This is a genomic window from Arthrobacter sp. ZGTC131 (assembly GCF_002929275.1).
GTDB lineage: Bacteria > Actinomycetota > Actinomycetes > Actinomycetales > Micrococcaceae > Arthrobacter.
Genome location: NZ_PJIK01000019.1, coordinates 1 through 20,964, shown reverse-complemented (window position 1 = coordinate 20,964; position 20,964 = coordinate 1). Strand labels below are relative to the sequence as shown.

The 20,964-nt window shown below is 63.4% G+C and carries 19 protein-coding genes; 7 read left to right on the top strand and 12 right to left on the bottom strand.

Annotated elements, in window-relative coordinates:
- Position 1 precedes the first annotated feature (1 nt).
- Both CXQ90_RS18995 and mobC read right to left on the bottom strand, forming a co-directional pair.
- Entirely contained in the window at positions 2 to 1,606 is a 1,605-nt protein-coding gene (locus tag CXQ90_RS18995) for a relaxase/mobilization nuclease domain-containing protein (protein WP_104140913.1), read from the bottom strand.
- A 7-nt stretch (positions 1,607 to 1,613) separates the two neighbouring features.
- The gene (gene mobC, locus CXQ90_RS18990) at positions 1,614 to 2,009 is read right to left on the bottom strand and encodes a plasmid mobilization relaxosome protein MobC (protein WP_104140912.1); all 396 of its coding nucleotides are present in this window, start codon (positions 2,007 to 2,009) and stop codon (positions 1,614 to 1,616) included.
- A 262-nt stretch (positions 2,010 to 2,271) separates the two neighbouring features.
- Here mobC and CXQ90_RS18985 point away from each other — a divergent pair, with 262 nt between their 5' ends.
- Positions 2,272 to 2,565, top strand: a complete 294-nt coding sequence (locus tag CXQ90_RS18985) for a hypothetical protein (protein WP_104140911.1) — start codon at positions 2,272 to 2,274, stop codon at positions 2,563 to 2,565.
- Between the two features lie 628 nt (positions 2,566 to 3,193).
- Here the strand turns inward: CXQ90_RS18985 and CXQ90_RS18980 are convergent.
- The 5 genes from CXQ90_RS18980 to CXQ90_RS18960 all read right to left on the bottom strand — a co-directional run bounded on the left by CXQ90_RS18980 (position 3,194) and on the right by CXQ90_RS18960 (position 5,019).
- Positions 3,194 to 3,484 (bottom strand): helix-turn-helix domain-containing protein, encoded by a 291-nt coding sequence (locus CXQ90_RS18980; protein WP_104140910.1) that lies wholly within the window; start codon positions 3,482 to 3,484, stop codon positions 3,194 to 3,196.
- A gap of 2 nt (positions 3,485 to 3,486) precedes the next feature.
- Positions 3,487 to 3,744, bottom strand: coding sequence for a hypothetical protein (locus CXQ90_RS18975; protein WP_104140909.1), 258 nt, complete (start codon positions 3,742 to 3,744; stop codon positions 3,487 to 3,489).
- A complete protein-coding gene (locus CXQ90_RS18970) occupies positions 3,737 to 4,066 on the bottom strand; it encodes a hypothetical protein (RefSeq protein WP_104140908.1) in 330 nt (109 codons plus the stop codon). The genes CXQ90_RS18975 and CXQ90_RS18970 overlap by 8 nt, the downstream gene beginning before the upstream one ends.
- A 94-nt stretch (positions 4,067 to 4,160) precedes the next feature.
- On the bottom strand, positions 4,161 to 4,694 hold the full coding sequence (locus CXQ90_RS18965) for a single-stranded DNA-binding protein (RefSeq protein ID WP_104140907.1): 534 nt from the start codon (positions 4,692 to 4,694) through the stop codon (positions 4,161 to 4,163).
- 40 nt (positions 4,695 to 4,734) lie between these two features.
- On the bottom strand, positions 4,735 to 5,019 hold the full coding sequence (locus CXQ90_RS18960; protein ID WP_104140947.1) for a glutaredoxin family protein: 285 nt from the start codon (positions 5,017 to 5,019) through the stop codon (positions 4,735 to 4,737).
- Between the two features lie 1,026 nt (positions 5,020 to 6,045).
- Here CXQ90_RS18960 and CXQ90_RS18955 point away from each other — a divergent pair.
- A complete protein-coding gene (locus CXQ90_RS18955; RefSeq protein WP_146068935.1) occupies positions 6,046 to 6,516 on the top strand; it encodes a DUF6278 family protein in 471 nt (156 codons plus the stop codon).
- Positions 6,517 to 7,232: 716 nt separating this feature from the next.
- The gene (locus CXQ90_RS18950) at positions 7,233 to 7,460 is read left to right on the top strand and encodes a DUF2188 domain-containing protein (protein WP_104140905.1); all 228 of its coding nucleotides are present in this window, start codon (positions 7,233 to 7,235) and stop codon (positions 7,458 to 7,460) included.
- A gap of 118 nt (positions 7,461 to 7,578) precedes the next feature.
- Here CXQ90_RS18950 and CXQ90_RS18945 read toward each other — a convergent pair whose 3' ends face one another.
- The 3 genes from CXQ90_RS18945 to CXQ90_RS18940 form a co-directional block, all read right to left on the bottom strand.
- Complete coding sequence (locus CXQ90_RS18945; protein ID WP_258064604.1) at positions 7,579 to 12,465, bottom strand: DEAD/DEAH box helicase family protein; 4,887 nt, start codon at positions 12,463 to 12,465, stop codon at positions 7,579 to 7,581.
- Between the two features lie 209 nt (positions 12,466 to 12,674).
- Positions 12,675 to 12,950, bottom strand: coding sequence for a TnpV protein (locus CXQ90_RS23070; protein WP_258064603.1), 276 nt, complete (start codon positions 12,948 to 12,950; stop codon positions 12,675 to 12,677).
- Positions 12,951 to 13,131: 181 nt separating this feature from the next.
- Entirely contained in the window at positions 13,132 to 13,719 is a 588-nt protein-coding gene (locus CXQ90_RS18940; RefSeq protein ID WP_104140903.1) for a recombinase family protein, read from the bottom strand.
- Between the two features lie 1,162 nt (positions 13,720 to 14,881).
- On the opposite strand from CXQ90_RS18940, the gene CXQ90_RS18930 reads away from it, so the two are divergent.
- From CXQ90_RS18930 to CXQ90_RS18920, 4 genes are all read left to right on the top strand, one after another.
- Positions 14,882 to 15,622 (top strand): hypothetical protein, encoded by a 741-nt coding sequence (locus tag CXQ90_RS18930; protein WP_104140901.1) that lies wholly within the window; start codon positions 14,882 to 14,884, stop codon positions 15,620 to 15,622.
- Positions 15,623 to 15,983: 361 nt separating this feature from the next.
- Complete coding sequence (locus CXQ90_RS22205) at positions 15,984 to 16,235, top strand: hypothetical protein (protein ID WP_146068934.1); 252 nt, start codon at positions 15,984 to 15,986, stop codon at positions 16,233 to 16,235.
- Between the two features lie 229 nt (positions 16,236 to 16,464).
- The gene (locus CXQ90_RS18925; protein ID WP_104140900.1) at positions 16,465 to 17,826 is read left to right on the top strand and encodes a hemolysin family protein; all 1,362 of its coding nucleotides are present in this window, start codon (positions 16,465 to 16,467) and stop codon (positions 17,824 to 17,826) included.
- On the top strand, positions 17,819 to 18,859 hold the full coding sequence (locus CXQ90_RS18920) for a hemolysin family protein (protein WP_104140899.1): 1,041 nt from the start codon (positions 17,819 to 17,821) through the stop codon (positions 18,857 to 18,859). Before CXQ90_RS18925 ends, CXQ90_RS18920 begins: the two co-directional genes overlap by 8 nt.
- A 106-nt stretch (positions 18,860 to 18,965) precedes the next feature.
- Here the strand turns inward: CXQ90_RS18920 and CXQ90_RS18915 are convergent, their stop codons facing one another.
- Positions 18,966 to 19,142: a CsbD family protein gene (locus CXQ90_RS18915; protein WP_104140898.1), complete on the bottom strand. Its 177-nt coding sequence runs from the start codon at positions 19,140 to 19,142 to the stop codon at positions 18,966 to 18,968.
- Positions 19,143 to 19,538: 396 nt separating this feature from the next.
- Entirely contained in the window at positions 19,539 to 20,891 is a 1,353-nt protein-coding gene (locus CXQ90_RS18910) for a ParB/RepB/Spo0J family partition protein (protein ID WP_104140897.1), read from the bottom strand.
- Positions 20,892 to 20,964: the final 73 nt, after the last annotated feature.

Genomic DNA, 20,964 nt, shown 5'->3' with positions numbered 1-20,964 from the left:
CCTATCGCTCGATGCCTGGTTTCGGATGGTGGTCTCTGTTCGGCTCACCGGGCCGTTTGGGCCCGGCCTGCTGCAGTGTTCTTTCTGCTCTGGTGAGTGTCGTCGGGATGGGTGAGCCGCCGCGTGACCGTTCGGCGATGAGCCGTGCCCAGAGGGCTTCTTCGCTGGCTCCCGGGTGCTGTTCCCGCAGTGCTTCCATGGTGATGGGCTGTGCCGTGATGGTCTGTGTTGTGGCGCTGGCTTCAACGGCTTTGCCGGCGGCGGTCACGGCTGCGGCGAGGCCGCTGACGCGTCGCAGGTCGTCGGTGGCTTTGTGCATGTCGTGGATGGCCCGGGCGGTCTGGGCAAGCTGCCGGAACATCAGGGCGTAGGCTGCCCGTTCGCTCTTGGAGGTCGCAGCCAACAGGATCATTGTCGCGCCACGAGCCGACGGCAGAGCGACCGCCGGCCGCTTCGGGTAGCAGCGGAGCTGGGCTGATTTGGCCAGCTCGCGTGCGGCGTCGGCCAGTGGTCCGGGGGTGGGTTCGATGCGCTTGGACCATGCACCGAAAGCGGCTGCGGTCTGGCGTGCGGCGTACGCCCAGGCGGCGTGGTCATTGTGTGGGGTGGTGGCCAGTTTTTCGCGGAGAGTACTGATGTCGTTGGCGTACTTGTTCCACAGTTCGGCCGAGGGCTGCAGGGTCTCCCGGCCGGGGCGTACCGGCCTGCGGTTGCGTGCTGCGGCGTTCCATTCCGCGACGGCGGCCGTGGCGGTTTCGGGGGTGCTGTCCCATTCGCTGCGGAGCCTGGGCAGGGCCAAATCACGGCCAAGCGAGTTGCCGCCGAACCAGACCGCCCGCTCCCCCGTCCTTGGGCGCACGGCCACGGAGTATCCGGTGACAACGTCGGTGCGACCGGCGGCGTAGCGGGGCCGGACCAAGAGGCCTTCCTGGCGGGCGCGGCGGACGAATTCTGCCTCATCGGTTGAGGCTGCTGCGCAGGTGCGGACCTTGCGTGCGAGGCTGTGGCGTTCGACTTCGGGGAGTCCCTGGCGGGTTGCTTTGGCCTGTTCCGCGGGTGTGTATCCGCGTTCGGCGCGGACAACGTCGAGTTCGTTGAGGCCGTATTTTTTCTCCAGTGCCCTGGCGACCTGTTGGGACTTGTACTTGCTCTTCCAGCTGTTCCATTTGGTGCCGTCGTCGCGGATCATGCTGGCCACGATGTGGATGTGGTCGTTGCCGTTCTTGCTCAGTCCGTGGCGGACGGCTACCCATCGGGCCGGGGCTTTTCCGCCGTCCTCGGTGAAGTCCATGTCCTTCATGAAGTCGTTGGCGATGGCGCTCCACTGGGCGTCGGTGAGCTGTCCTTCTTCTGCCGCCAGGCTGAGTGAGCAGTGGAAGACGTGGCCGCCGTCGACCTCGGTTTTGTAGAACTGTCGGGCGCGGTCCAGGGCGTTGGCCATGTCCAGGGCCGCGTCGCGGTTTAGTTCGTTGTCGTCGTGCCATGCCATGAGCGCGGAGTCGCCGGCAACGAGGTGAGGTTCCTCGTGTTCGTTGGCGCGTCCCGGGCCGGCGAGGTAGATCATCAGGCCCGCCATGCGGTCGCCCTGGGTGATGTTGGGAATCACGTCAGGATCACCGGCCGGCCATGTCGGCGAGCTGCCGGTCGATGCGGATGATTACGCTCTTGGCATGGGCGATCGTTGCCGCAGTTTCGGGTGGCACTTCGCCGGTTGAGTTGGCGTGCCGTGCGATCTGGTTGATGTTGTTCGCGACACTGCCGATGAGGCGCTGCAGGTTGGAAAGCTGCATGAACTGGTCCCGCCGTTCCGAGGGGCTTTCGCTGTCCTCGTTGAGTGCCGCTTCGATCAGAAGGCGCGGGATCGTCACGCGGTGCTTCTCCGCCAGGGCGAGAAGCTGGGCCTCCTCTTCGGGGCTGACCTTGACCTCGTGACGGTGCACCCTGCCGCCGTCAACGTTTGCCCGGCGGCGGCGGGACTTCCAACCGGCGAAGCCGTTGCCTTCACTCACCTCGTACCGCCCTCCCCTACCTTGCCAGCGCAGCGACCCGGAAAACCCGGGATCAGACACCAGTCTGCCGCGACCCGAATGACAATCCGGGCAGCGACACGAACTTAGCCCGGCTAAGTTCCCAGCTTGCTCCGGGCAGTCGGATTCCTCTCCCTTCCTCCGGTTGCTCGGTTGCTCGGTTGCTCGGTGGTTCCGGCAGGCCGGCTCCTCCGCTGCGCGTCGTTGCCGGCAAATCGTCGGTGGTCCTGCTTAGGGTGGGTGCATGGCAACGATCGATATTGAACAGACACGTAACCAGGCCCGCGCGCTCCTCGATTCCCGCATTGAGTCGGTGACCACCCTGGTCAAGACCCGCCAGCGGATCACCGATCTGAGGGAGCAGCTCGCCGAGGCCGAACGCGAGGACAAGCGCGCCTACGTGCGCGCCACCAAGGACGGCTGGAGCGCCGATGAGCTGAAGAAGCTCGGCCTCGAATCCGGCGCTGCAGCGCGCCGGCGCAAGCCGGCGAACCGCGCCGCCAGCGACTCCCCGGGCGAGGGCAACGGCGGCGGGTAGACGTTGCCCCACGCCCACCTGGGCACGGCAAAAGCTAACTCCTCCGGGCTTTTCCCGCACCCACGTGGACGACGGGACCCAACCGGCCGGCTGCACACCATCGCCAGGTCACCCAGGGCGCGCAGCTCACCGCCGGAGGCCGGCGATCGTGCACAGTCTCCAAGGCGGTGGTTCTGTAAAGCCGGCGGCCTTTCCCATGGTCCACAACAACGCTGCCGCCTCACCACCGGACGGGGTCGGCTTTTTTCAGCTCCGGACCACAAGAACAACGCCAGATAAGCACGCCCGGTCACAGGAATGGCCGTCATCGTTTGGGTGACGGCCATTCCCGTTGTTCATTTCCCGATGGGTCAGTCCCGGACCGCGTCGGGGTGCGTCTCGGGTTCTCGCAATGCTCGAAGCAACGCTGGCAATCACGTCCCCGCCCCCAGTCCTCAGGCCAACAGACCACACGCCAGTCAGCTCGGTAAGGTCGAGTCGGATGGCCGCTTCCAGCGCCGTGATCGCGTCCTCGTTGATACTCATGGTGGGGAGCTCCCCGGGGCGTCGCTGTTGGCACATGATGGGCCGAGTGTCTGTCCTCAGACGGACGCTGCGGAGAGCACGTAAGAGATTGGCCGCCCGACTTCTAGTCGTCGGCCTGGGCCGGCTCGACCTCGATGTTCCCCGCGGCGATGCGCTCCTGCGTCTCCTTGTAGGCGCGCTCCAGGTAGGCCGCGAGGTCCTCTTCGCTGACCCGCCACATACGCCTGCCTCCCAGCTGCACACCGCGCAGTTCCCCGGACGAGAGCAGCGCGTACAGGGTCGGCATCCCGACGTTCAGAATCTCCCTCACCTCGGAGAGGGTGAGCATCTTCGGGAACCTGGTCACCGCCGCCGGCGAATGCAACTGATCGCCTTCTTCTGTACGTTTGGCCATGGTTAGCTGTCCTCTTTCCGGTGCTGGAGTTCTTCCCTGGTGCGCTGCCCGCGGCGCATTCCGCCGGCCGGAACGCCCGGCCATTTCTTGCCGCCGTTGTATTTGCGCTGCAGGCGCTTCAGCTCTCGCAACGTGGCTCCTTCAACGAGGTCGGTGATGGACGCGTACCCCTCCAGGTGCCCGACGGCCTTGACGGCGGCGCGGATCTGATCCGTGTCCTCTTCCCTGAAGTACGGGGAGACGGACTTCTTCTTAGGCACCGGCGGGCACGGCCTTCCACGAACTGTGCGCCATCAGAACTCGCGATCTTCCGCGTCCAACTGGTTGCGCACATTGGACTGCAGCCCGGAGGCCTCCCGCGACCTTGGGCGGTCGGCCGGTGGCACTCTCCCACCGGGCTTCGACCAACACCGGATGGCCGAGCTGGCCCAGATCATTGCCTGCCGCGCGCTGCCGAAACAGTGCAGCTTTGACAGCCTGGACGTCGTCCCGATACTCCTGCCGCTGCGCCGGGAGTTCCTGCGGCGACTTGCCGGCGATTGCGCGGGCCGGGGTCCCGCCCGGGACGATCTTGTACGCCATGATTCCGCTCTCCTGTGCTGCCTGCCCGATGGGCCCGGGAAGGGTTGTGAAGTGGCCTCCCGGGGCCAGCCTATCGGCTGGCCCCGGGCACTGGTCAGAACGCCGGCTCAGCGTCCTGCACCGGAGTGTTGACCCGCCCGCCGGGGTTCGCCTGGACCCCGAACCACGGATCATCATCCGCGTACTCCCGAGGACTGATACTGAGGCTGTCCACCGGGTGAGTCCCGCCTTGCCCGCCGCCGGCCGCAGACCCCCGCGCGCTGCCCTGCGAACGCTGAACACTCGCAGTGGCGTACCGGAGGGACGGGCCGATCTCATCGACCTCGAGTTCGATCACGGTGCGCTTCTCCCCCGTTTTCGTCTCATACGTCCGCGGCTTCAGGATTCCGGAAACGATGACGCGCATGCCTTTGGTCAGGGACGCCGCGACGTGCTCGGCCGCCTCCCGCCAAACCGATGCGCGCAGGAACAGGGTCTCCCCGTCCACCCATTCGTTCTTCTGCCGGTCGAACGTCCTGGGGGTGGAGGCAATGGTGAAGTTGGCGACCGCGGACCCCGACGGGGTGAAGCGCAGTTCGGGGTCGTTGGTGAGGTTGCCGATCACGGTGATGCTGGTTTCGCCTGACATTGGTTGCGTTCCTTATCTTGCTGGTTTCGTATGGGCGGTGCTAGCTGGCGGCGTTGCTGAGTGCGTGGGAGCGGTTCATGTGGGCCTGGACGAGTTTGTCCCTGCGCAGGCCGGACCAGTGGTCCTGGTCGTCGGTGTTGTTCACGACGACGGGAGCCTGGGAGTAGCCCAGTTCCTGGGTGATGTACTCCAGGGCTGCCGGCACTTCGGTGATATCAACGGATGTGTAAGTGATGCCTTTGGCATCGAAGTAGTCCCTGGTCTTATCGCACTGGGAGCAGTCCGGCTTCGTGTAGACCGTGTAGTCGGTGGGTGAGGAAGTCATTTTCAGCACCTGGTTTCGTATCTCAAAGGTTTCGTTCGTCTGGCTGACTTGCTACTTCAATTCTAGCAATCATTCAACTGAATGAAAAGGCATCTTACCTCTTGTTCTAGGCATTTTCAGTAATTTTTCTGCGAGTTTCTGGGACCCTTCGGCACCGTCGGTGGGCCCGTCATGTCATTTTCAGAAGCTGACTGCACAGAATGCAGAAGTCCTCTGCACACCCGGCTTCCGGCTTCTATAGCAGCTGCCAAAAGTCCAAGGTTCCAGGAGGCGGAACCGCCTCGCTTGTTCTCGTTCCGATGCCCTCAGTCCAATGTTGCTCAGGACTACTCAGGACAGGCTCCTTAGCCGGAATCGAACATCCCTGTCGTGCTCCGCCAGAATCTGCCCGCACATCTCACAGGTGCGTTTTGTGCCGAAAATTATTGATCCCCCAAATCCAGTCCTCCACGGTGAGTGCACGTGGAACTCTGTGCCTCTGGCCTGTCCAGGCCAAGCGAAGTCAGTGACGCGGTTGCCCGCAGGGGTTTCGAGCCGACCGCAAAAGGCGACCTAACTCAGAGCGCCCAAAGGCGATTTGACGAGGTTTCAGGGAGTGGTTATATTTTTTTCTCGTAAGAAAAAGAGAACGGAAGTTCCCCCGCTTGAAGTAGCTGTAGTTGCCTGTTTAGGGGAAGCACCGTTGCAGTAACACCTGGTCGTCGGACAGCTTGAGACGGCCAGAGCAACACCAGCAACACCTGGTCGTCGGACAGCTTGAGACGGCCAGAGCAACACCAGCAACACCTGGTCGTCGGACAGCTTGAGACGGCCAGAGCAACACCAGTAACACGGGGCGGGCAAGTTGAGAGCATCGTTATGCATTCCTTGCCCGCCCCGTACCGTTCGGGTCTGCTGCCCGGGACAAGGATCCCATTTGTTAGTTGGGAGGCCCCGAATAGACATCCGCAACCGGCACTGCAGTGCCCGTTGATCCCGGTCTATAGGCGGTGCTGCTCCATGACCACGGCCGGGTAGCATGACTGCATGCCTGCCCGGGACGAAAGCGAAGAGCCGCTTCAATCACTGCCTGCTGGGATGGCCCGGAGATATGCGGAGTACAAGCCTGCCACCGATAAACCATCGCCTCCGCCGACCAACGTCGGGGGCTACGACGAGCTCCTCGACTACTGCCGCGGGAAGGAGATGGCCCTTCCACGCTCGCGCAATGGCCTTGTCGTAATTGATTCCTTGATTGAGATCCCGGAGGCCAAGAGGGACCTAGCGGAATTCCCTACGGCCATCGGCATGTTCTACGGAGACGTTCTCACTCACACCATCTCGGGCTCCCACTGGGAAGTTGTCGAAGAGGGCTTCCTCATGGTCCGGATAAGCAGGAACACAAGCATTTCGGTTATCCATGTGGCTCAACGACGGCTTGACATGGGATTGCCGACCCTCGCGATGAATTACGATCACGCACTCGACATCATTGACCGAGACAGACGAGGCAGCTGAGGCACAGCGGGTGTCTAGGACCGCCACTTGGCAATGCGGCCGCAGTGGTGAGAGATCGGTTTACGAGCGTCCGGTGAAGGATCCCCTGGCAGGCATATGCGCGCTTCTCCTAATCCGAAGCGATATGTCTCATAACCTAGACGCCTCAAAACACTAGGGTTTCGAGGCATGTCTGTGCATTTGTGCATAGGAGTACCGAGCGAAAGGGAACTTGTGCATAGGAGTACCGGCCAGCCAGTGGTCACAAGCCGTCTGCACAAACCCTGATATTCAGGGGAAGTTTGTGCAGCCAGCTTCTGAAAACGACACTGCGGATGGTGATTACCGCCGCCGGCTACTGTGGTCATCCCCGCAGGTTCGCCAAAGCCGCAGCCCCCATGCGCCTGAGAAGTCCCTGCCCATTCCGGCTGACGTTATGCTCCCCGCCCGAGTGCCAGTGCGAATATGTGTCGTCCCTGCTGAAGGAAAGCCCACTGCAGCGGAATCGGTGGGCCGGCGGCGCAAGTCTTGGACCATGGGAAAGGGGGCCGTTGTCCAATATCCGGTTTGAAAAGTAAGCATGCTTTCTATTAGGTTTGGTGTCAGCTTCACCGCCTGTCCCCCATCAGGCGGAGTGGTTGCCAGGGAGGCCCCGCCACTGCTCGTGCGGCGGGGCTTTTCGCTATCCGCATCTGGGCAGCAGGTGCCAGGGAACCGAACGGCAGAAGGAGTGTGCAGTGGCTCAGGGTGACATCGAGACGTACTACGAAGACGGCCATTGGAAGAACAAGCGCGAGGGCGCTGACCGCGCTTTCGGTGCCGGCTACGGCACCAAGGACGCAGCGGCAGCTGTCGGCCGGGATACTGCGAAGGCGGACAAGGTCGAGCACGTCATTAAGAACCAGGACGGCCAGATCGGCTCCAAGAACAGCTATGGCAACGACCCCAGGAACGTCCCGGGCTGACCCAACAGTCCATGCCCTGGCATCACAGTGCCGGTGGAACAACGAAGGGCCGGCTCAATATATGAAGCCGGCCCTTCTGTGTTCTCTCTGCAGTAGCTCTACGGGTTCCGTGGCATAGTCATCGTTCCCATCCCGGGCTCCTGTCGCGCAGCGGCTGGACGCTTCGCGTGTGTCCGGGGCTGACAGAAGGACCTGTGGTGCCGGGCCTGGAGGGGAAGCTGACGGCGAGCAGGCGCCTGTGCTTTTCCATTATTGGGTCTGGGCCGTCTGTCGTGGTGGGCTCTTGCTGTTGGGACGGCGGCTCGATGGATGCCTTGAGTCGTTCGTCCAGCTCTGCGCATTTTGCTCTCGCCTGGGTGAGTTTGTCTTCGTATTTGAAGGGTCTTCCGGCCTGCTTTTCCACGTCGGCGAGAACGGCGCTCTTCTCTTGAATGGTTTGGCGCAGCTGAGCCTCATAGTCCGGCAGCGCGGCGACCTTGTTTTCGAGTTTGGTGATGATTCCGGTGCTGCCTTCGAGCAGCTCCATCCGGGTCATGACCAGCGGTGGGGCGGGAACGTCCCTAATGGTGATGGCGAGGTCCTGGTAGGAACCGAGCCGGGAGTGCTCTCCTGCGTTGCGGACTTGCAGCTGGTGGCCGCCGAGTGTGGCCACTGTCCCGTAGTCCCGTTCCTGCCGGTAGTAATTGCCGTACTCGAGTGTGTGGGTGCGTACCCATTCGGAGATCGCTGCGACCGCTTCGGTGCGTTTGGTGTAGGTGCGCCCGTCGATGGCTGCGCTGAAGGTCTCCCCCGCGGTGGAGGTGATCAGGGGCAGTGCTGCCTGGACCGCGGGCAGCGCCGTCTCGGCCCTGGCGATGCTTGCCTGTGCGGAGGCTTTCGTCCAGCCAAGGGTGCTTTGGCCCTTTTCGTGGGCTCGTTTAAGGCGTTCGAGTTTGGTCCGCTCGGCGTCTGCTTCGATCTTTTCCATGACGAGCGGGTTGCCGCTGGTCGCTGCCTTGATTTGGGCAGCGTTCAGCGCCAAGTCTCCAACGTCCTCGATTTCGCGGATATCCAGGCGGCCGCGGAGGACCTGCTGGATCATGGTGGCTTTGCGTTGGATGCCGTCCCAGGCCGCGCTGTCGTAGCTTCCGACGGTGGCGTACTGGAAGTTGTGGACCTCGGCGTTAGCGTTGCCCTGGCGGACTATGCGCCCGTCCCGCTGGGTCAGGTCAGCCGGCCGCCAGGGGCAGGTGACATGGTGGATTGCTTTGGCGCGCAGCTGCACGTTGGTGCCGGTGCCCATCATGGCGGTGGAGCCGATGAGAACGGCGACTTCGCCGCTGCGACACTGGGCGAAAAGCAGGGCCTTCTGGTCAGGTTTTGGCGCTTCCTGAATAAAGCGGATCTGTTCGGGCTGGATCCCGCCGGCAACCAGCTGGTCTTTGATCTGCTGGTAGGCGGTCCAGACTGGTTTGCCGTCCGGGCCAGTGTCTTTGGATGGGGTTCCAAGGTCGCAGAAGATGATCTGCAGCGCGCCTTTGGTGGCTGAGGGGATTCCCGAATCGAAGCTGGTCTCGTACTCGTTGTCCCGGTTCTCTTCCCAGACTTTCAGGGTTTTGGCGACCACTTGGTCAATCTTCGTCCCGGAGTCTGGTTCGATGCCGACCATGCGCAGGTCGAGGGCTGCTTTGCGTCCGTCGTTGTAAACGTTCAGGGCGTTGTCCGCGCCCTTTTCCGCCCAGCCGGAGAGTGAGTCGAGACGGTCGGCGAGGCCTTTCATGTAGTCGGCCAGTTCGGGCGGCTGCGGGATGAGTACCAGTTCCGGCTGGCGTTCGCCGTCACCGGAACGGCGGGCGAGCTCCGGCTTTTCCAGGTAGGTAAGGTCTTCGGCGAGCTTGACGTCTGCGAAGACGTGGAAGCTGCGTAGCATTTCGGGGACGTTCTTGAACTTCGCGAAGCGTGGCTTGTTCTTCAGCCGTCCGCCGGCGTCCATTTCGATGGCGGTGACGGTTTCGCCGAACGTCGCTCCCCACACATCGAAGTTCTCCACTCCGGCGGCCTGGAGAAGGTCCGGGCGGAGGTAGCGCTGCATGACGTGGGCTTCGGTGATGGAGTTGGCGATTGGGGTTCCGGTGGCCATGGTGACAACGCGCTCACCATGGACGCGCCGCAGGTACTCAAGCTTCAGGTGCATGTCGGTGGCCCGCATAGAACCGGCGATTTCGGCGCCCTTGATGTTGGTGACCGTGCGCAGGTTTTTGTAGTCGTGGGCTTCGTCGACAAACAAGTAGTCGACGCCGGTATCTTCGAAGGTCAAGCCGGGATCCGGGGCGGTGTCCATAAGCCGCTTCATGCGTTCTTCTTCGGCCTGGAGCTTGGTTTCAAGCTTCTTTACCGTCGTACGGTCCTCCCCCTCGGCCTGGGCGTTGACGACGGTCTGCCGTACGTCGGCGATGATCGATTCCTGGTACGCCTCGATGGTTTCGGCTTTGACACCGATGCTCTTGAAGGCCTGCTGGGTCATGATGATGCCGTCCCAGTCGTTGGCCGCTGCCCGGGCGACGAACTGGCGGCGGGCGGTGAGGTCTCCGCTCTTGGTTTTGATGTCGTCGGAGCCTGCTGAGAGCAGCCTCGCCTGCGGGTACAGTTCCAGCCATTCGCGGGTGAACTGTTCAAGCATGTGGTTGGGCACGACGATCATCGGTTTGGCTGCCATGCCGAGGCGTTTGAGTTCCATGGCGCCCATGACCATCTCTGCCGTTTTGCCGGCGCCGACTTCATGGAACAGGCCAACGGCCGGTTCTGAAATGATCCGGGCGACGGCGGTGCGCTGGTGGGGGTGGGGCGTGAACGTCTTGGCCAGCCCGGGCAGGGTCAGGCGCCCGCCTTCCTTGGTGTAGTCGCGCAGGGCGAGGGAGTTGAAGCGGCGGTTGTACTCCTCGATCAGGCGGCTGGCGCGCTCGGGGTCCTCCCAGACCCACTCGGCGAAGCGTTCCTGCAGGGCTTCGGCTTTCTCCTGTGCCGCTTCGGTTTCTTCGAGGTTGGCGACGAGTTTGCCGTCCTCGTTTTTGTCCTCGACCTGGATGCTTTTTTGCTCCAGGATGCTTTGCAGCAGGTCCGGCGCGGGCCGGCGGCCTGTCCCCCATTCGTTGGTCGAGCGTACGGTGGCTCGGTTGGCTTTCACGCGCCAGATGCCTCCACCGACGCTGGTGACGCTGGCATTGGGATCGGCCAGGATGTCCTGGACGAAGCGCTGGTGTTCCTCGGGCGAGATCCAGACGGCACCCAGCCGGGCCTCGACGTCCTCCATGCCGACCTTGGGCGGCTGGACTTCTTCCAGGGCCTGGACGTTGACGTTCCACCGTTCGTCCTCGGCAGCGGCCGCGCGGGCGGCGTCGAGCTTGGTGCGGACGTTCCCGGAAAGGTATTCCGGGGCGGTAACCATCCTGCCCGTCTCGGGGTCATCGAAGACGAGGGTTCCGAGCTGATCCCGGGCTTCGTCTTCAGTGACGCCCAGCAGGTCTGCGATCTGTTCCAGGTCCGGGGACCCGTAGGTGTCGAGCGTGATGGCGAGGGCTTCGTCGACGTTCTCGGCGCCCATTGCCGGCTTACGGGCAACGACCTGGCGGTGTTGAAGCAGAGCGGCCGGGGTCGCGGTCTGCGTTTCGTCGTTGAAGTTTTCCAGGGCGCCGGGCAGGGACCCGAAGGGATCCCTTGAACTCAGGAGTCGGAACGCCGGCGACAGGCGGCGGGTGACGATGTCCTCGCCGGTTTCCTTGTCGGTCCGCACGGATTCGGTGTAGCGGTTCACCGGCCCGTGTTTCCGGACGAACGCGGCGTAGCGGGCGGCCAGTTCGGAGCGCAGAGCGTCCAGTTCCGGGGTGTCCTCGCTGTCGGAGGCTTCCATCTCCAGCAGCGACCGTGCGCCGTCGCGCAGTGCCAGCAGGTCCCGCAATTCGACTGCGTGTGCCTTTGGCACCGGTAGTTCTTCTGCCTCTCCCGCCCGGACAATGGTGAAGGACCCATCGGGCTGGGCGTTGATGGTGCCGTCCCACTCTGGGCCGGCCGCCGGCAGCAGCGCGGCTGCGGTCTTCCCTGGCGTGCGTTCTGCGGGGGCATGGCCCAGGTCGCGGTCCAGGGCGTCGGTGATGATGATGTTCAGCCGGTCTGCCAGCAGCTGGGGTACGGCAGAGAGGTCCTCGGCTTTGACGCTGACAGTCTCTTCGCCGTACATGCCATTGCCGACCACGATCTGGCCCAGGACGTTTTGGGGGTTCATGTCGAAGTAGGCGTTGATCTTGATGTTGCGGTCCCCGACGATCGCGGGGGTGACCCGTTCCCATTCGGTGTTCATCGGTTCGCGGCCAGGCTCACGCTTGCGCAGAAGCAGCAGGTCGGTGAGGGCTTCTGTGCCGGCGGCGCGGCGGTGGGCGCCGGTGGGCAGGCGCACCGCGCCCACCAGGTCGGCCATCGCGCTCATCTCTCGCCTCGAGGTGGGGTTGGCCGCGTCCATGGTGAAGCTCGACGTCAGGACGGCCACGTAGCCTCCCGGTTTCACCGCCGCAAGGCTCTTGAGGATGAAGTGGTTGTGCATGGAATGACGGGAATCGGCGTTGTGCGTCTTGTCGTACAGCGCGTTCTTGCTGAACGGGACGTTCCCTACGGCAAGGTCAAAGGAGTTTGGCTTGACCGGGGTGTCGGCAAAAGATTCGCTGCGGATCGTTGCGTGCGGGTAGAGCCCGAGGGAAATGGATGCGGTCAGCGGGTCCAGCTCGACGCCGGTCATGCTGGCAGACTCCGGCGCGAAGCCGATGAAAGTGCCGGCCCCGGAGCCGGGTTCCAGGACCTCTCCCCCGGTAAAACCGAGACACTCCACGGCTGACCAGATTTCCTTCACCAGGGCCGCGTCCGTGTAGTAGGCGTTGGTCGTGGTCCGGGAAGCCGCGGCGTACTCCCGCGCGCTCAGGACCTCACGGAGCTGTGAGCGTTCGGTAGCCCAGTCGTCCTTGTCGAACAGCTGCGGCACCGCTCCCCAGCTGGACCACTGCGCCAGGGCCCGCTGCTCGGCTTCGGTGGCGGGGCGTTGCTGGTCCTCGAGCTCCCGGACGATGCGGATGGCTTCAAGGTTCGCCGCGAAGCGGGCCTTCTGCCCGGACGGGGCGAGGTCTGCCTGGGACGCGGGACGGAACCGGGCGGCGGCCGCGGCCGCCGGCGCTTCCGACCCGCGGGCAGGTTCTAGCTCTCCTCCGCCTGCTGGCTGGGGAGCGGTTCCATTTCCTCCGGTTCCTGGGGAAGTCCGTCGTAGATCATCTCCTGGTACACGATCTCCCGTGCCCTCAGCTTGGCCATGTTCACCAAGCCCACGTACTCCAGCGCGTTCTCCTGCCCGCGGGGCGGTATCAGGTCCTCGCTCAACGACCAGATCCGGTCCTGAATCTCCCGGCCCAAAGTCGAAAAGTGTGTCTCGGGGTCCGCTATCTGCGCGTAGCTCTCCGGATCGTGATTCTTCATGGTTTCCATGGCGTGTCTGCCGTGCTCGTTCATTGATTACCTCTTCCGGTTCGGCCCACAAGGACTCCAGGCTCAGCTGACCCTCAATGTGGTTTTTCGATTTCCTCGGTGCCATGTGCGCCGCTCCCCCTCCGTTTGCCTCCACGCTAGCGAAGGCACCGATGGATTAACAGCCGCACCCTTACTCCTGCGGCTCCTGCAGACTCTTCCGCTGGCGGGCTAGCTCGCGGACGACGGTCGCTTCGCTGACATCGATGGTCTTCGCAATGTCACGGATAGTCCGCTTTTCGGTCCGCATCCGATGTGCCGTTGCTGCCTTATCAGCGGTCATTTTGGTGGGTCTTCCGCCAACGCGGCCGCGGGCTTTGGCTGCCGCGAGGCCAGCCAGCGTCCGTTCGCGGAGCCTGTTGCGTTCGTACTCGGCAATGGCCGAGAAGAAGTGGAACATCAGTACGCCCTGGGAGCTGGTGGTATCGAGCCAGGTCTCAGTCAATGACCGCAGCCCAACGTGGCGGTCCGCCAACGTCTTCACGATTCCGGCAAGGTCTGCGGTGTTCCTCCCGAGCCGGGACAGGTCATTCACCACCAGGATGTTGCCGGGCTGCAGATGGTCCAGGCAGTCCTGCCACTGTGGACGATCCGCAGTCGCGCCCGAGGCGTAATCCGTCCAGATGCGAAAGCATCCGACCGCGTTCAACGCATCCAACTGCAAATCTACGGACTGCTCCGTGGTGCTGACCCGGGCGTATCCCATGAGTGTTCCAGTCATTACAAGTCCGAGGTGGGCAAATCTGCGGTGAGTACCTGATGAGTGTTCGGCCCGGGTCTCCGGAATCGTTGGCGAAGGAGCCTCCTAAGGGCCCTTCGTCTCCGACTAACCGCCCTGGCCACCAGAAAGGATGAAACGGCACCGAGGACAATGAAAAACCATCCCGTCATCAACAAGGTCAGGGCCCCGGGGCCATCAGCTAGCTGGAAGACATATGGAAACTGCAATAGAGCGAGCCCGAAAATCAGGCACATGACGGAGTAAACAGTCGCGTCTATCCAGTTCCTGACTTTCCTGTTTGTGGACGCAGACAACAGCAAGTACCGCCGGGCTGCCTCGTTGCCGGAACGCAGCAAGTCATTCCGAAGGTAGGGAGCGTGTGCGCTACCAGCGTCACCAGGCCCGAGCTCGCCGATGGCTTTCGCAAGGGCGTAAGACTCGGTTGCGATAGTGTGCGCCCGTATTCTGCCATTTGACTCCCGGAACTTTAGAAACAAGGTAACCAGCGACACCCCGGGGGCGATGACGGCCGGCGCGACAGCCAAGGCGGTCTTACCCACGTCGTTCAAGTCCACCGTTCCTCCTGCTCCATTCACGTCAAAAACGGGGGTACCGTGTTTTTGACCCGATATGTTTTCGTAGTCGAGTTATGACAAGCGTAGACCATGGATTGGGCACGTGTTTTGAGGCCCGTCCATGGCACATGCACAAAGGGTCGTTTCTGACTCACAAGTCACCTCACTGCATCTAGGCGACCGGGGCCATGGAGCAGTTCTCCGACCGGCCCACACCATGGCCGAGGCGATCAGGATAAGGAAAAGGAGACCGGGCTACGTGCCCGGTCTCCCAATTTCCCTAGCGGGGAAGCAAATTCTATGTCGGGCCCCCGTGGTCGCCTATGGGTTTCCTGGTTGGGGGGCCGCCTGGTGTGCGCCCCACGTTCAGCTTCATAGGGTCTTGCGGGGTTTTCCGTAAGGTGGCGGCGTCAGGCTGTCAGTATCTGGCCGGGGAGTTAGACCCGTAACTGATTCCGGTCAGTGCGCCGGGCGTGGCAGCGCACCCCTCCTGTCAAAGCCAAGCCCGGCGGCCATCTCCCGCTCCAAGACGTGGCCCCACACCGGCCGTCCTCACCGGAGCGGCGTTCACGGATTGGACTGCGGAGATGCCCATCACCAGCAACGTTGCCTGGGACCGACGATTGGAAGCCTTCAAGGGCAGGGACACTGCTCAGTACATCGCGACGGTCATGGCCGTGGCCAGCCGCTGCGCGGCCTGCCAGCTCCCTCTTGGCCCCGGCGCTGCCTTGTCCCTGACGGTGGATATCACCGAAGGCTGCGACCTGGAGGGAACCGTGTGCCTGACCTTTGATTCGGTCATTTGTCATCTGCAGTGTCAGGAGCCCGGGCTCAGGGTGCGTGAGGCCACTGATGTTTCGGACGACTTGGCGACCGTCGGTGCGCGGCTGGTCCTGCGCAACAGGGGCGGGTCGCGGAGGAACATCGCTGTGCTGGCCTACACCCTGGTGCCGAGTCTCGTCTTCGGGGAGCCGGGCGGGGAGATGACTTCCGCGCTGGTCTCGGCCCTGCTGAACCATGGATTTCAGATGTCTTTCAGTGCCAGCTACACCGAGATCCTCCAGCGCGCCGTCCCCGTGCGGGAAACGTGCACGTGCACCGTGGCCGATGGCGGAGCAGTTCAACTGCATGTTGACGGTGCGCTGATGCATTCCCAGCAGTTGGACCGGCGGAATCTGGATGATGCCGCATGGCTGGAAGCAGCCAGGGCAGGGCGGGTCTTGGTCATCAGCGGCGACAACCTATTGTTCACCGATACTGACTTGGAGCTGACCGCGGCAGCGCGCCTTGGCACGCTGGTCACCGGAATCGTCCCGGCCTTTGTGTAACCCGCTCAGCGTTCCCCAAACGGGACCCCGAGCCCAAGACTCAGAGGGATGCAGACGACTTCGGAAACTGACATTTCACGATCGGAACCAAGTGAGTGTCGCTCTGTGCTGGAACGCAGTGCTTCGTCGGATCCTTGCTGGCCAACATGGCGCCCGACACATATTCTGTGCGAAGTGCGCGAAGCAATTGGTCAGTCAACGGGGAGCCATGAATCGAACGGGTTTTGCAGAGGCATGTGCGGTGTTGGCGGCCGGTATTCTCTTGGTTTCCTGCAGTCCTGGGGCGGGTGCCCCGGTTTCGTCCGCGACTTCTGTTGCTGTCGTTGATCGGGCTGTGAAGCAAAAGATAAAGAACGCGTGTATGGAAGCGCTTAAGACCCGCGCTTCCGGCGCGACGCCGTCACCTGGTGTGGTGCATCCCCAGAAAATCAGGCTTGTGAAGGTTGCCTTTCTCGGAGAGATGAAACAGGTGATGCTCGACGGGGATGTAACGGGGTACGAGCTGGGCATCGAGTTCTCGTATAAAGCTGGCCGCGCCGATTCGCGGACCGACAAGAGGCTTTGCACGATGGATCCGGCCTTTTCGAGCGTGGAGCTGACTGCCCTGGCCTGAGGCCCCTGCGCCGGCCCGTGAGGACCGGCGGGGCGGCGCGGGGTCTCATGGTCCCGAGTCTTTGCTGCAGGCCCGCGGGAAGGCGCTGCGGCGGCGCCCCGAACTCGGCGGCGGATGACTGTGAGGGCCGATAGACTTGGACGCACTATGGATGACCCTCCTTCACATATGCCCTGGCCCCTCGACGTCCTGACCGGTTCGCCGGTCATCAGCGGAGAGGGGCGCCCGAATGTATGAATGGATCATGATCGGCATCGGCCTGATCCTCACGGTCGGAACGGGGCTGTTCGTTGCCTCGGAATTTGCGCTGGTCAACCTGGACCGCAACGACCTTGAAGCGCGCCAGGCCCGCGGTGAGAAGCGCCTCGCGCCCACCATCAAGGCGCTGAAAATCACGTCGACGCACCTTTCTGGCGCGCAGCTCGGCATCACGCTGACCACCCTCCTTACCGGCTACACGTTTGAACCGGCCATCAGCAAGCTGCTGAGCGGGCCGTTGCTGTCTGCCGGCCTTCCCGAAGCCTTGGTGCCCGGCGTGGGCGCGGTGGCCGGCATCTTTATCGCCACCATTTTCTCGATGGTGATCGGCGAACTCGTCCCGAAGAACTTCGCGCTGGCCCTTCCGCTGGCAACGGCGAAGCTCGTGGTGCCGTTCCAGGCCGTTTTCACCGCGGTCTTCAAGCCTGTCATCCTGCTGTTCAACAACACGGCGAATTCGATTATCCGCTCCGTCGGGATCGAGCCGAAGGAGGAGCTCTCGGGGGCCCGCAGCGCCGAGGAACTCAGTTCGCTGGTGCGCCGCTCGGCCCTGGAAGGTGTTCTCGATCTGGACCATGCGGCTCTGCTGCACCGGACGCTGCGGTTCTCGGACCACAGCGCCGGTGATGTCATGACACCCCGTGTGCGGATGACGGCGGTCAATGCCGATGACACGGCCGAGCAGATCGTCGGGCTTGCCACGTCCACCGGCTACTCGCGGTTTCCGGTGATCGGCCGGGACCGGGACGATGTGCTGGGCGTGCTGCACGTCAAGCAGGCCTTCGCGGTCGCCCTGACAGACAGGGACGCGGTGCTCGCCGCGGACCTCATGATCAAGCCGCTCCGGGTGCCCGAATCGATGGGCGTGGACTCGCTCCTCGGCCTGCTCCGCAAACAGGGCCTGCAAGTGGCCATCGTCTCGGACGAGCACGGAGGAACGGCCGGCATCGTCACGCTCGAAGACCTCGTCGAGGAGATTGTCGGTGAGCTGGAGGATGAGCATGACCGCGCCAGGACCGGTGTGGTCAGGACCGGTCGGTCCATCACCTTTGACGCCTCCCTCCGACCGGACGAACTCCTGGACCGGACGGGCATCGCTGTTCCGGACGGTGAAGAGTATGACACCGTGGCCGGGTTCGTCACGGACCAGCTGGACCGCATTCCCGAACTCGGCGATGAGGTGGTCATCGACGGCGGAACCCTGCGGGTTGAGCGGGTAGTGGGCACCCACGTGGAGCGCCTGAAGTTCACCCCGGACGCCTTACAGGTCCCGCCCAAGAGCGCCCATGACCGGATCGTCGACAGCCTCACGCAGGAGCTGACCCATGAGTGAATACCTTCCGGGCATCATCTGGCTCGCCGTCCTGTTGGTGGTCAACGCCTTCTTCGTCGGCGCTGAATTCGCCGTCATCTCCGCCCGCCGCTCACAGATCGAGCCCAAGGCCGAAGCGGGCAGCAAAGCCGCGAAGACCACACTTTGGGCGATGGAGCACGCCACGCTCATGCTGGCCACGAGCCAGCTCGGGATCACCGTCTGTTCCCTGGTGATCCTGAACGTCTCCGAACCGGCCATCCACCACCTGCTGGAAATCCCTCTGGGTCTGACCTCCCTGTCCGGCGAGGCGATCGGCATCATCGCCTTCGTCACGGCACTCCTGCTCGTGACGTTCCTGCACGTGGTCCTCGGCGAGATGGTCCCCAAGAACATCTCCTTCTCTGTCCCCACCCGCGCCGCACTCATTCTCGCCCCGCCGCTGGTCATGGTCGCCCGAATCTTCAAACCGGTCATCTGGACCCTGAACGGAATCGCGAACTCGATTCTGCGGCTCTTCAGGGTGGAACCAAAGGACGAAGCCACCAGCGCCTACACCCTGGACGAGGTCGCCAACATCGTGGAGCAGTCCACGAGGGAAGGTGTCCTGACCGACGCTAGCGGCGCCCTCACCGCCGCCTTCGAGTTCACGGAGAAAACCGTGGCGGACGTCGAAGTTCCCATCGGGAAGATGGTGCTCCTGCCTGCGTCTGCCACTCCGGCGGACATCCAGCAGGCCGTGGCCGAGCACGGCTATTCCCGCTACATCCTCACCAATGACGACGGCGAGCCCACCGGCTACCTTCACCTCAAGGACGTCATGGACCTTACGGCTGCGGAGAAGTTCAATGAGGCAGTTCCCGCCAAGCGGATCCGCCTGCTGGCCTCGACGTTCCGCGGAAGCGACCTCGAGGACGCACTGGCCACGATGCGCCGCACCGGCGCGCACGTGGCCCGGGTCTTCGACACGCACGGAACTACCACCGGAGTCCTGTTCCTGGAGGACATCATCGAGGAACTGGTCGGCGAGGTGCAGGACGCCACCAGCACCTAGAGGGCGGGGCGGCGAACGTGACGGCAGGCCGATAGAGGCCACCTGCATCCTAACGACAGGAAGGGTGCGGCTCCCTCGGAGCCGCACCCTTCCTGTCTGAATGCGGTTAGTCCTTTTTGAAGGCGTCCTTGACGTTCTCGCCGGCCTGCTTCAGGTCAGACTTGGCCTGGTCGCCCTGGCCTTCCGCCTTCAGGCTCTCATCGCCGCTGGCCTCACCGGCGGCTTCCTTGCCCTTGCCGCCAAGCTTCTCGGCTGCGTTGCCGATCTTGTCATCCAAACCCATGGTTTTGCTCCCTACGGTGGCTGCCCGCCGACGAGGCTGCCGACGGATCCTGTCCTGCATCCTAAGCACGCCCACGCATCGGCGCACAAGGGCAAAGGTGGCAAACGCCGACGGGAAGGAAATCTGTGGCGCAGCGTCGTGGCTGCAGGTGTTGTCCGCGGTGGGCGGCCGTTCTTTCTTCGATGGTGGCACAGCGGGCTTGGTCTGCGTGGGCCGGCCGCGGCTTGGTGGCGTGCTCATGGGGTGTGGCGCGAACGGCGGTCTGTCGCTGGTGACCAGCTGCGTGCGCTGTCACGGACGGCGGCGGACCGCCCGACGTTTCCAAGGTTTGATGCCCTGGTGGGGTGAGTGCCCGGGCGGCGTAACGGGGGAAACGCCGCCCGGCACTCGTCTACCTTACTGGGTGTCTTCGGCCTGGGTTTGGTGCTTGTCGAGGATGAGCTGCTCGACCTCGCTTGCCTTGTATCCCCATGCCACGAGCTGGGCGAGGTAGGCGTTGTGGACCTCTCCCGCACTGCGCCATGAGTCTTTCTGGATGGTCTTCTCGTACCCTGCGCAGATCAGGGCCAGCAGTGCGAACTCGGGCCGCACGGTGGTCTTGGCGACGTGGTCCCGCAGGGGGTTCCAGCCCCATCGGTCGCTTTCCGCCCCGGTCCTGGCTCCGATCATCTCGGTGGCGACTTTACCGTCGTATCCGCTGGCTGTTTCGGGGTGGTGGGTGATGGCGTGGAGGGTGAAGTACTGCCACCCCTTGGGCGGGGTCTTGCGGGCCAGCAGGGTTTTGACCCATTCACGGCGGACCTTCGTGGCGGATTCCATGGCCTTGTTGTTGGCGATCAGGGTCTTCCTCTCGGCTTTCTGCTCCTCGGTCATCGGGCCTTTCTGCGCCTGGGTGCCGCCATCGTAGCGTTCGTACCTCGGGGTGAACCCGAGTTCCTTCCAGTCACTGATGACCGGCTTCGAGCTGTGATGCCCGCGGTAGTCGGCGCAGATCACGTAGGCGTTGGCGTCCTCGTCCGTGGCCGGTTCCCCGTCCGCCCGGTTGGCCGCTGAGACGTACAGGGCCTCGGACTCGGCGTAGTGTCCAGCTTCCTCCACGATGGCTTTGCCCTGGGCGATGAGCTCTTGAATCAGTGCGGAGAGTTGGGCTTTGGATTCCCGGTCGTCCCGGAGCTTCTGCGCGATGTGGTCGAAGTAGTCCGGTTCGTCCCGGATTACCGACTCGAGTTCCTCGATGGCGTCCTCGTCGCCCTCGAACTCGGCCAGCACGAGGGCCATGTCAACGGTGTAGCCGTTGTCCAGGGCTTTGGCTCCGGTGTTGGAAGCCTTGGCTTTCAGGGCGCTTTCCACGGTGGTCTTGGTCCGGCCGGTTTTTTTGGCGATGTCGGCGGCCGAGACTCCGATGAGCGAGAGCTGGTGGTAGGCGTCGGCTTCGTCGGCTTCGGTCAGTTCGGTGCGCTGGATGTTCTCCACGACCTGGGTGACGATGCGCTCTGCCTCTTCTGGGCTGGAAACGATCATCACCGGGATGGAGTCGCGCTCTGCTTCCACGGCGCCCAGGGTGCGGCGCTGGCCCATCAGGACGTGCACGGTGCCGTCGTCCTTGCGGTGGGCAATGACGGGTTCGAGCACGCCGAGTTCCTTGATGCTCCTGATGAAGTCGGCCTTCAGGTCGGCGGCCTTGCGGACGTTGATGTCGATGGTCAGCGTCTTGGGGTCCAGCATTTCGAGCGTGGGTGTGGCGTTCATGGTGTTTTTCGTCCTTTGCTGAGGATGTGGTGGGCGGGGTGCGGTCGGTGACCGGCCAGCTTCCCCTTCTCCC

Bases quoted from the DNA above. Each gene is read 5' to 3' on its own strand.
- CXQ90_RS18970 (WP_104140908.1), bottom strand. From the start codon at position 4,066: ATGGCGTACAAGATCGTCCCGGGCGGGACCCCGGCCCGCGCAATCGCC.
- CXQ90_RS18965 (WP_104140907.1), bottom strand. From the start codon at position 4,694: ATGTCAGGCGAAACCAGCATCACCGTGATCGGCAACCTCACCAACGAC.
- CXQ90_RS18915 (WP_104140898.1), bottom strand. From the start codon at position 19,142: ATGGGTTTGGATGACAAGATCGGCAACGCAGCCGAGAAGCTTGGCGGC.
- CXQ90_RS18955 (WP_146068935.1), top strand. From the start codon at position 6,046: ATGCCTGCCCGGGACGAAAGCGAAGAGCCGCTTCAATCACTGCCTGCT.
- CXQ90_RS22205 (WP_146068934.1), top strand. From the start codon at position 15,984: ATGGAAGCGCTTAAGACCCGCGCTTCCGGCGCGACGCCGTCACCTGGT.
- CXQ90_RS18910 (WP_104140897.1), bottom strand. From the start codon at position 20,891: ATGAACGCCACACCCACGCTCGAAATGCTGGACCCCAAGACGCTGACC.
- CXQ90_RS18960 (WP_104140947.1), bottom strand. From the start codon at position 5,019: ATGACTTCCTCACCCACCGACTACACGGTCTACACGAAGCCGGACTGC.
- CXQ90_RS18985 (WP_104140911.1), top strand. From the start codon at position 2,272: ATGGCAACGATCGATATTGAACAGACACGTAACCAGGCCCGCGCGCTC.
- CXQ90_RS18920 (WP_104140899.1), top strand. From the start codon at position 17,819: ATGAGTGAATACCTTCCGGGCATCATCTGGCTCGCCGTCCTGTTGGTG.
- CXQ90_RS23070 (WP_258064603.1), bottom strand. From the start codon at position 12,950: ATGAAGAATCACGATCCGGAGAGCTACGCGCAGATAGCGGACCCCGAG.
- CXQ90_RS18940 (WP_104140903.1), bottom strand. From the start codon at position 13,719: ATGACTGGAACACTCATGGGATACGCCCGGGTCAGCACCACGGAGCAG.
- CXQ90_RS18930 (WP_104140901.1), top strand. From the start codon at position 14,882: ATGCCCATCACCAGCAACGTTGCCTGGGACCGACGATTGGAAGCCTTC.
- CXQ90_RS18925 (WP_104140900.1), top strand. From the start codon at position 16,465: ATGTATGAATGGATCATGATCGGCATCGGCCTGATCCTCACGGTCGGA.
- CXQ90_RS18980 (WP_104140910.1), bottom strand. From the start codon at position 3,484: ATGGCCAAACGTACAGAAGAAGGCGATCAGTTGCATTCGCCGGCGGCG.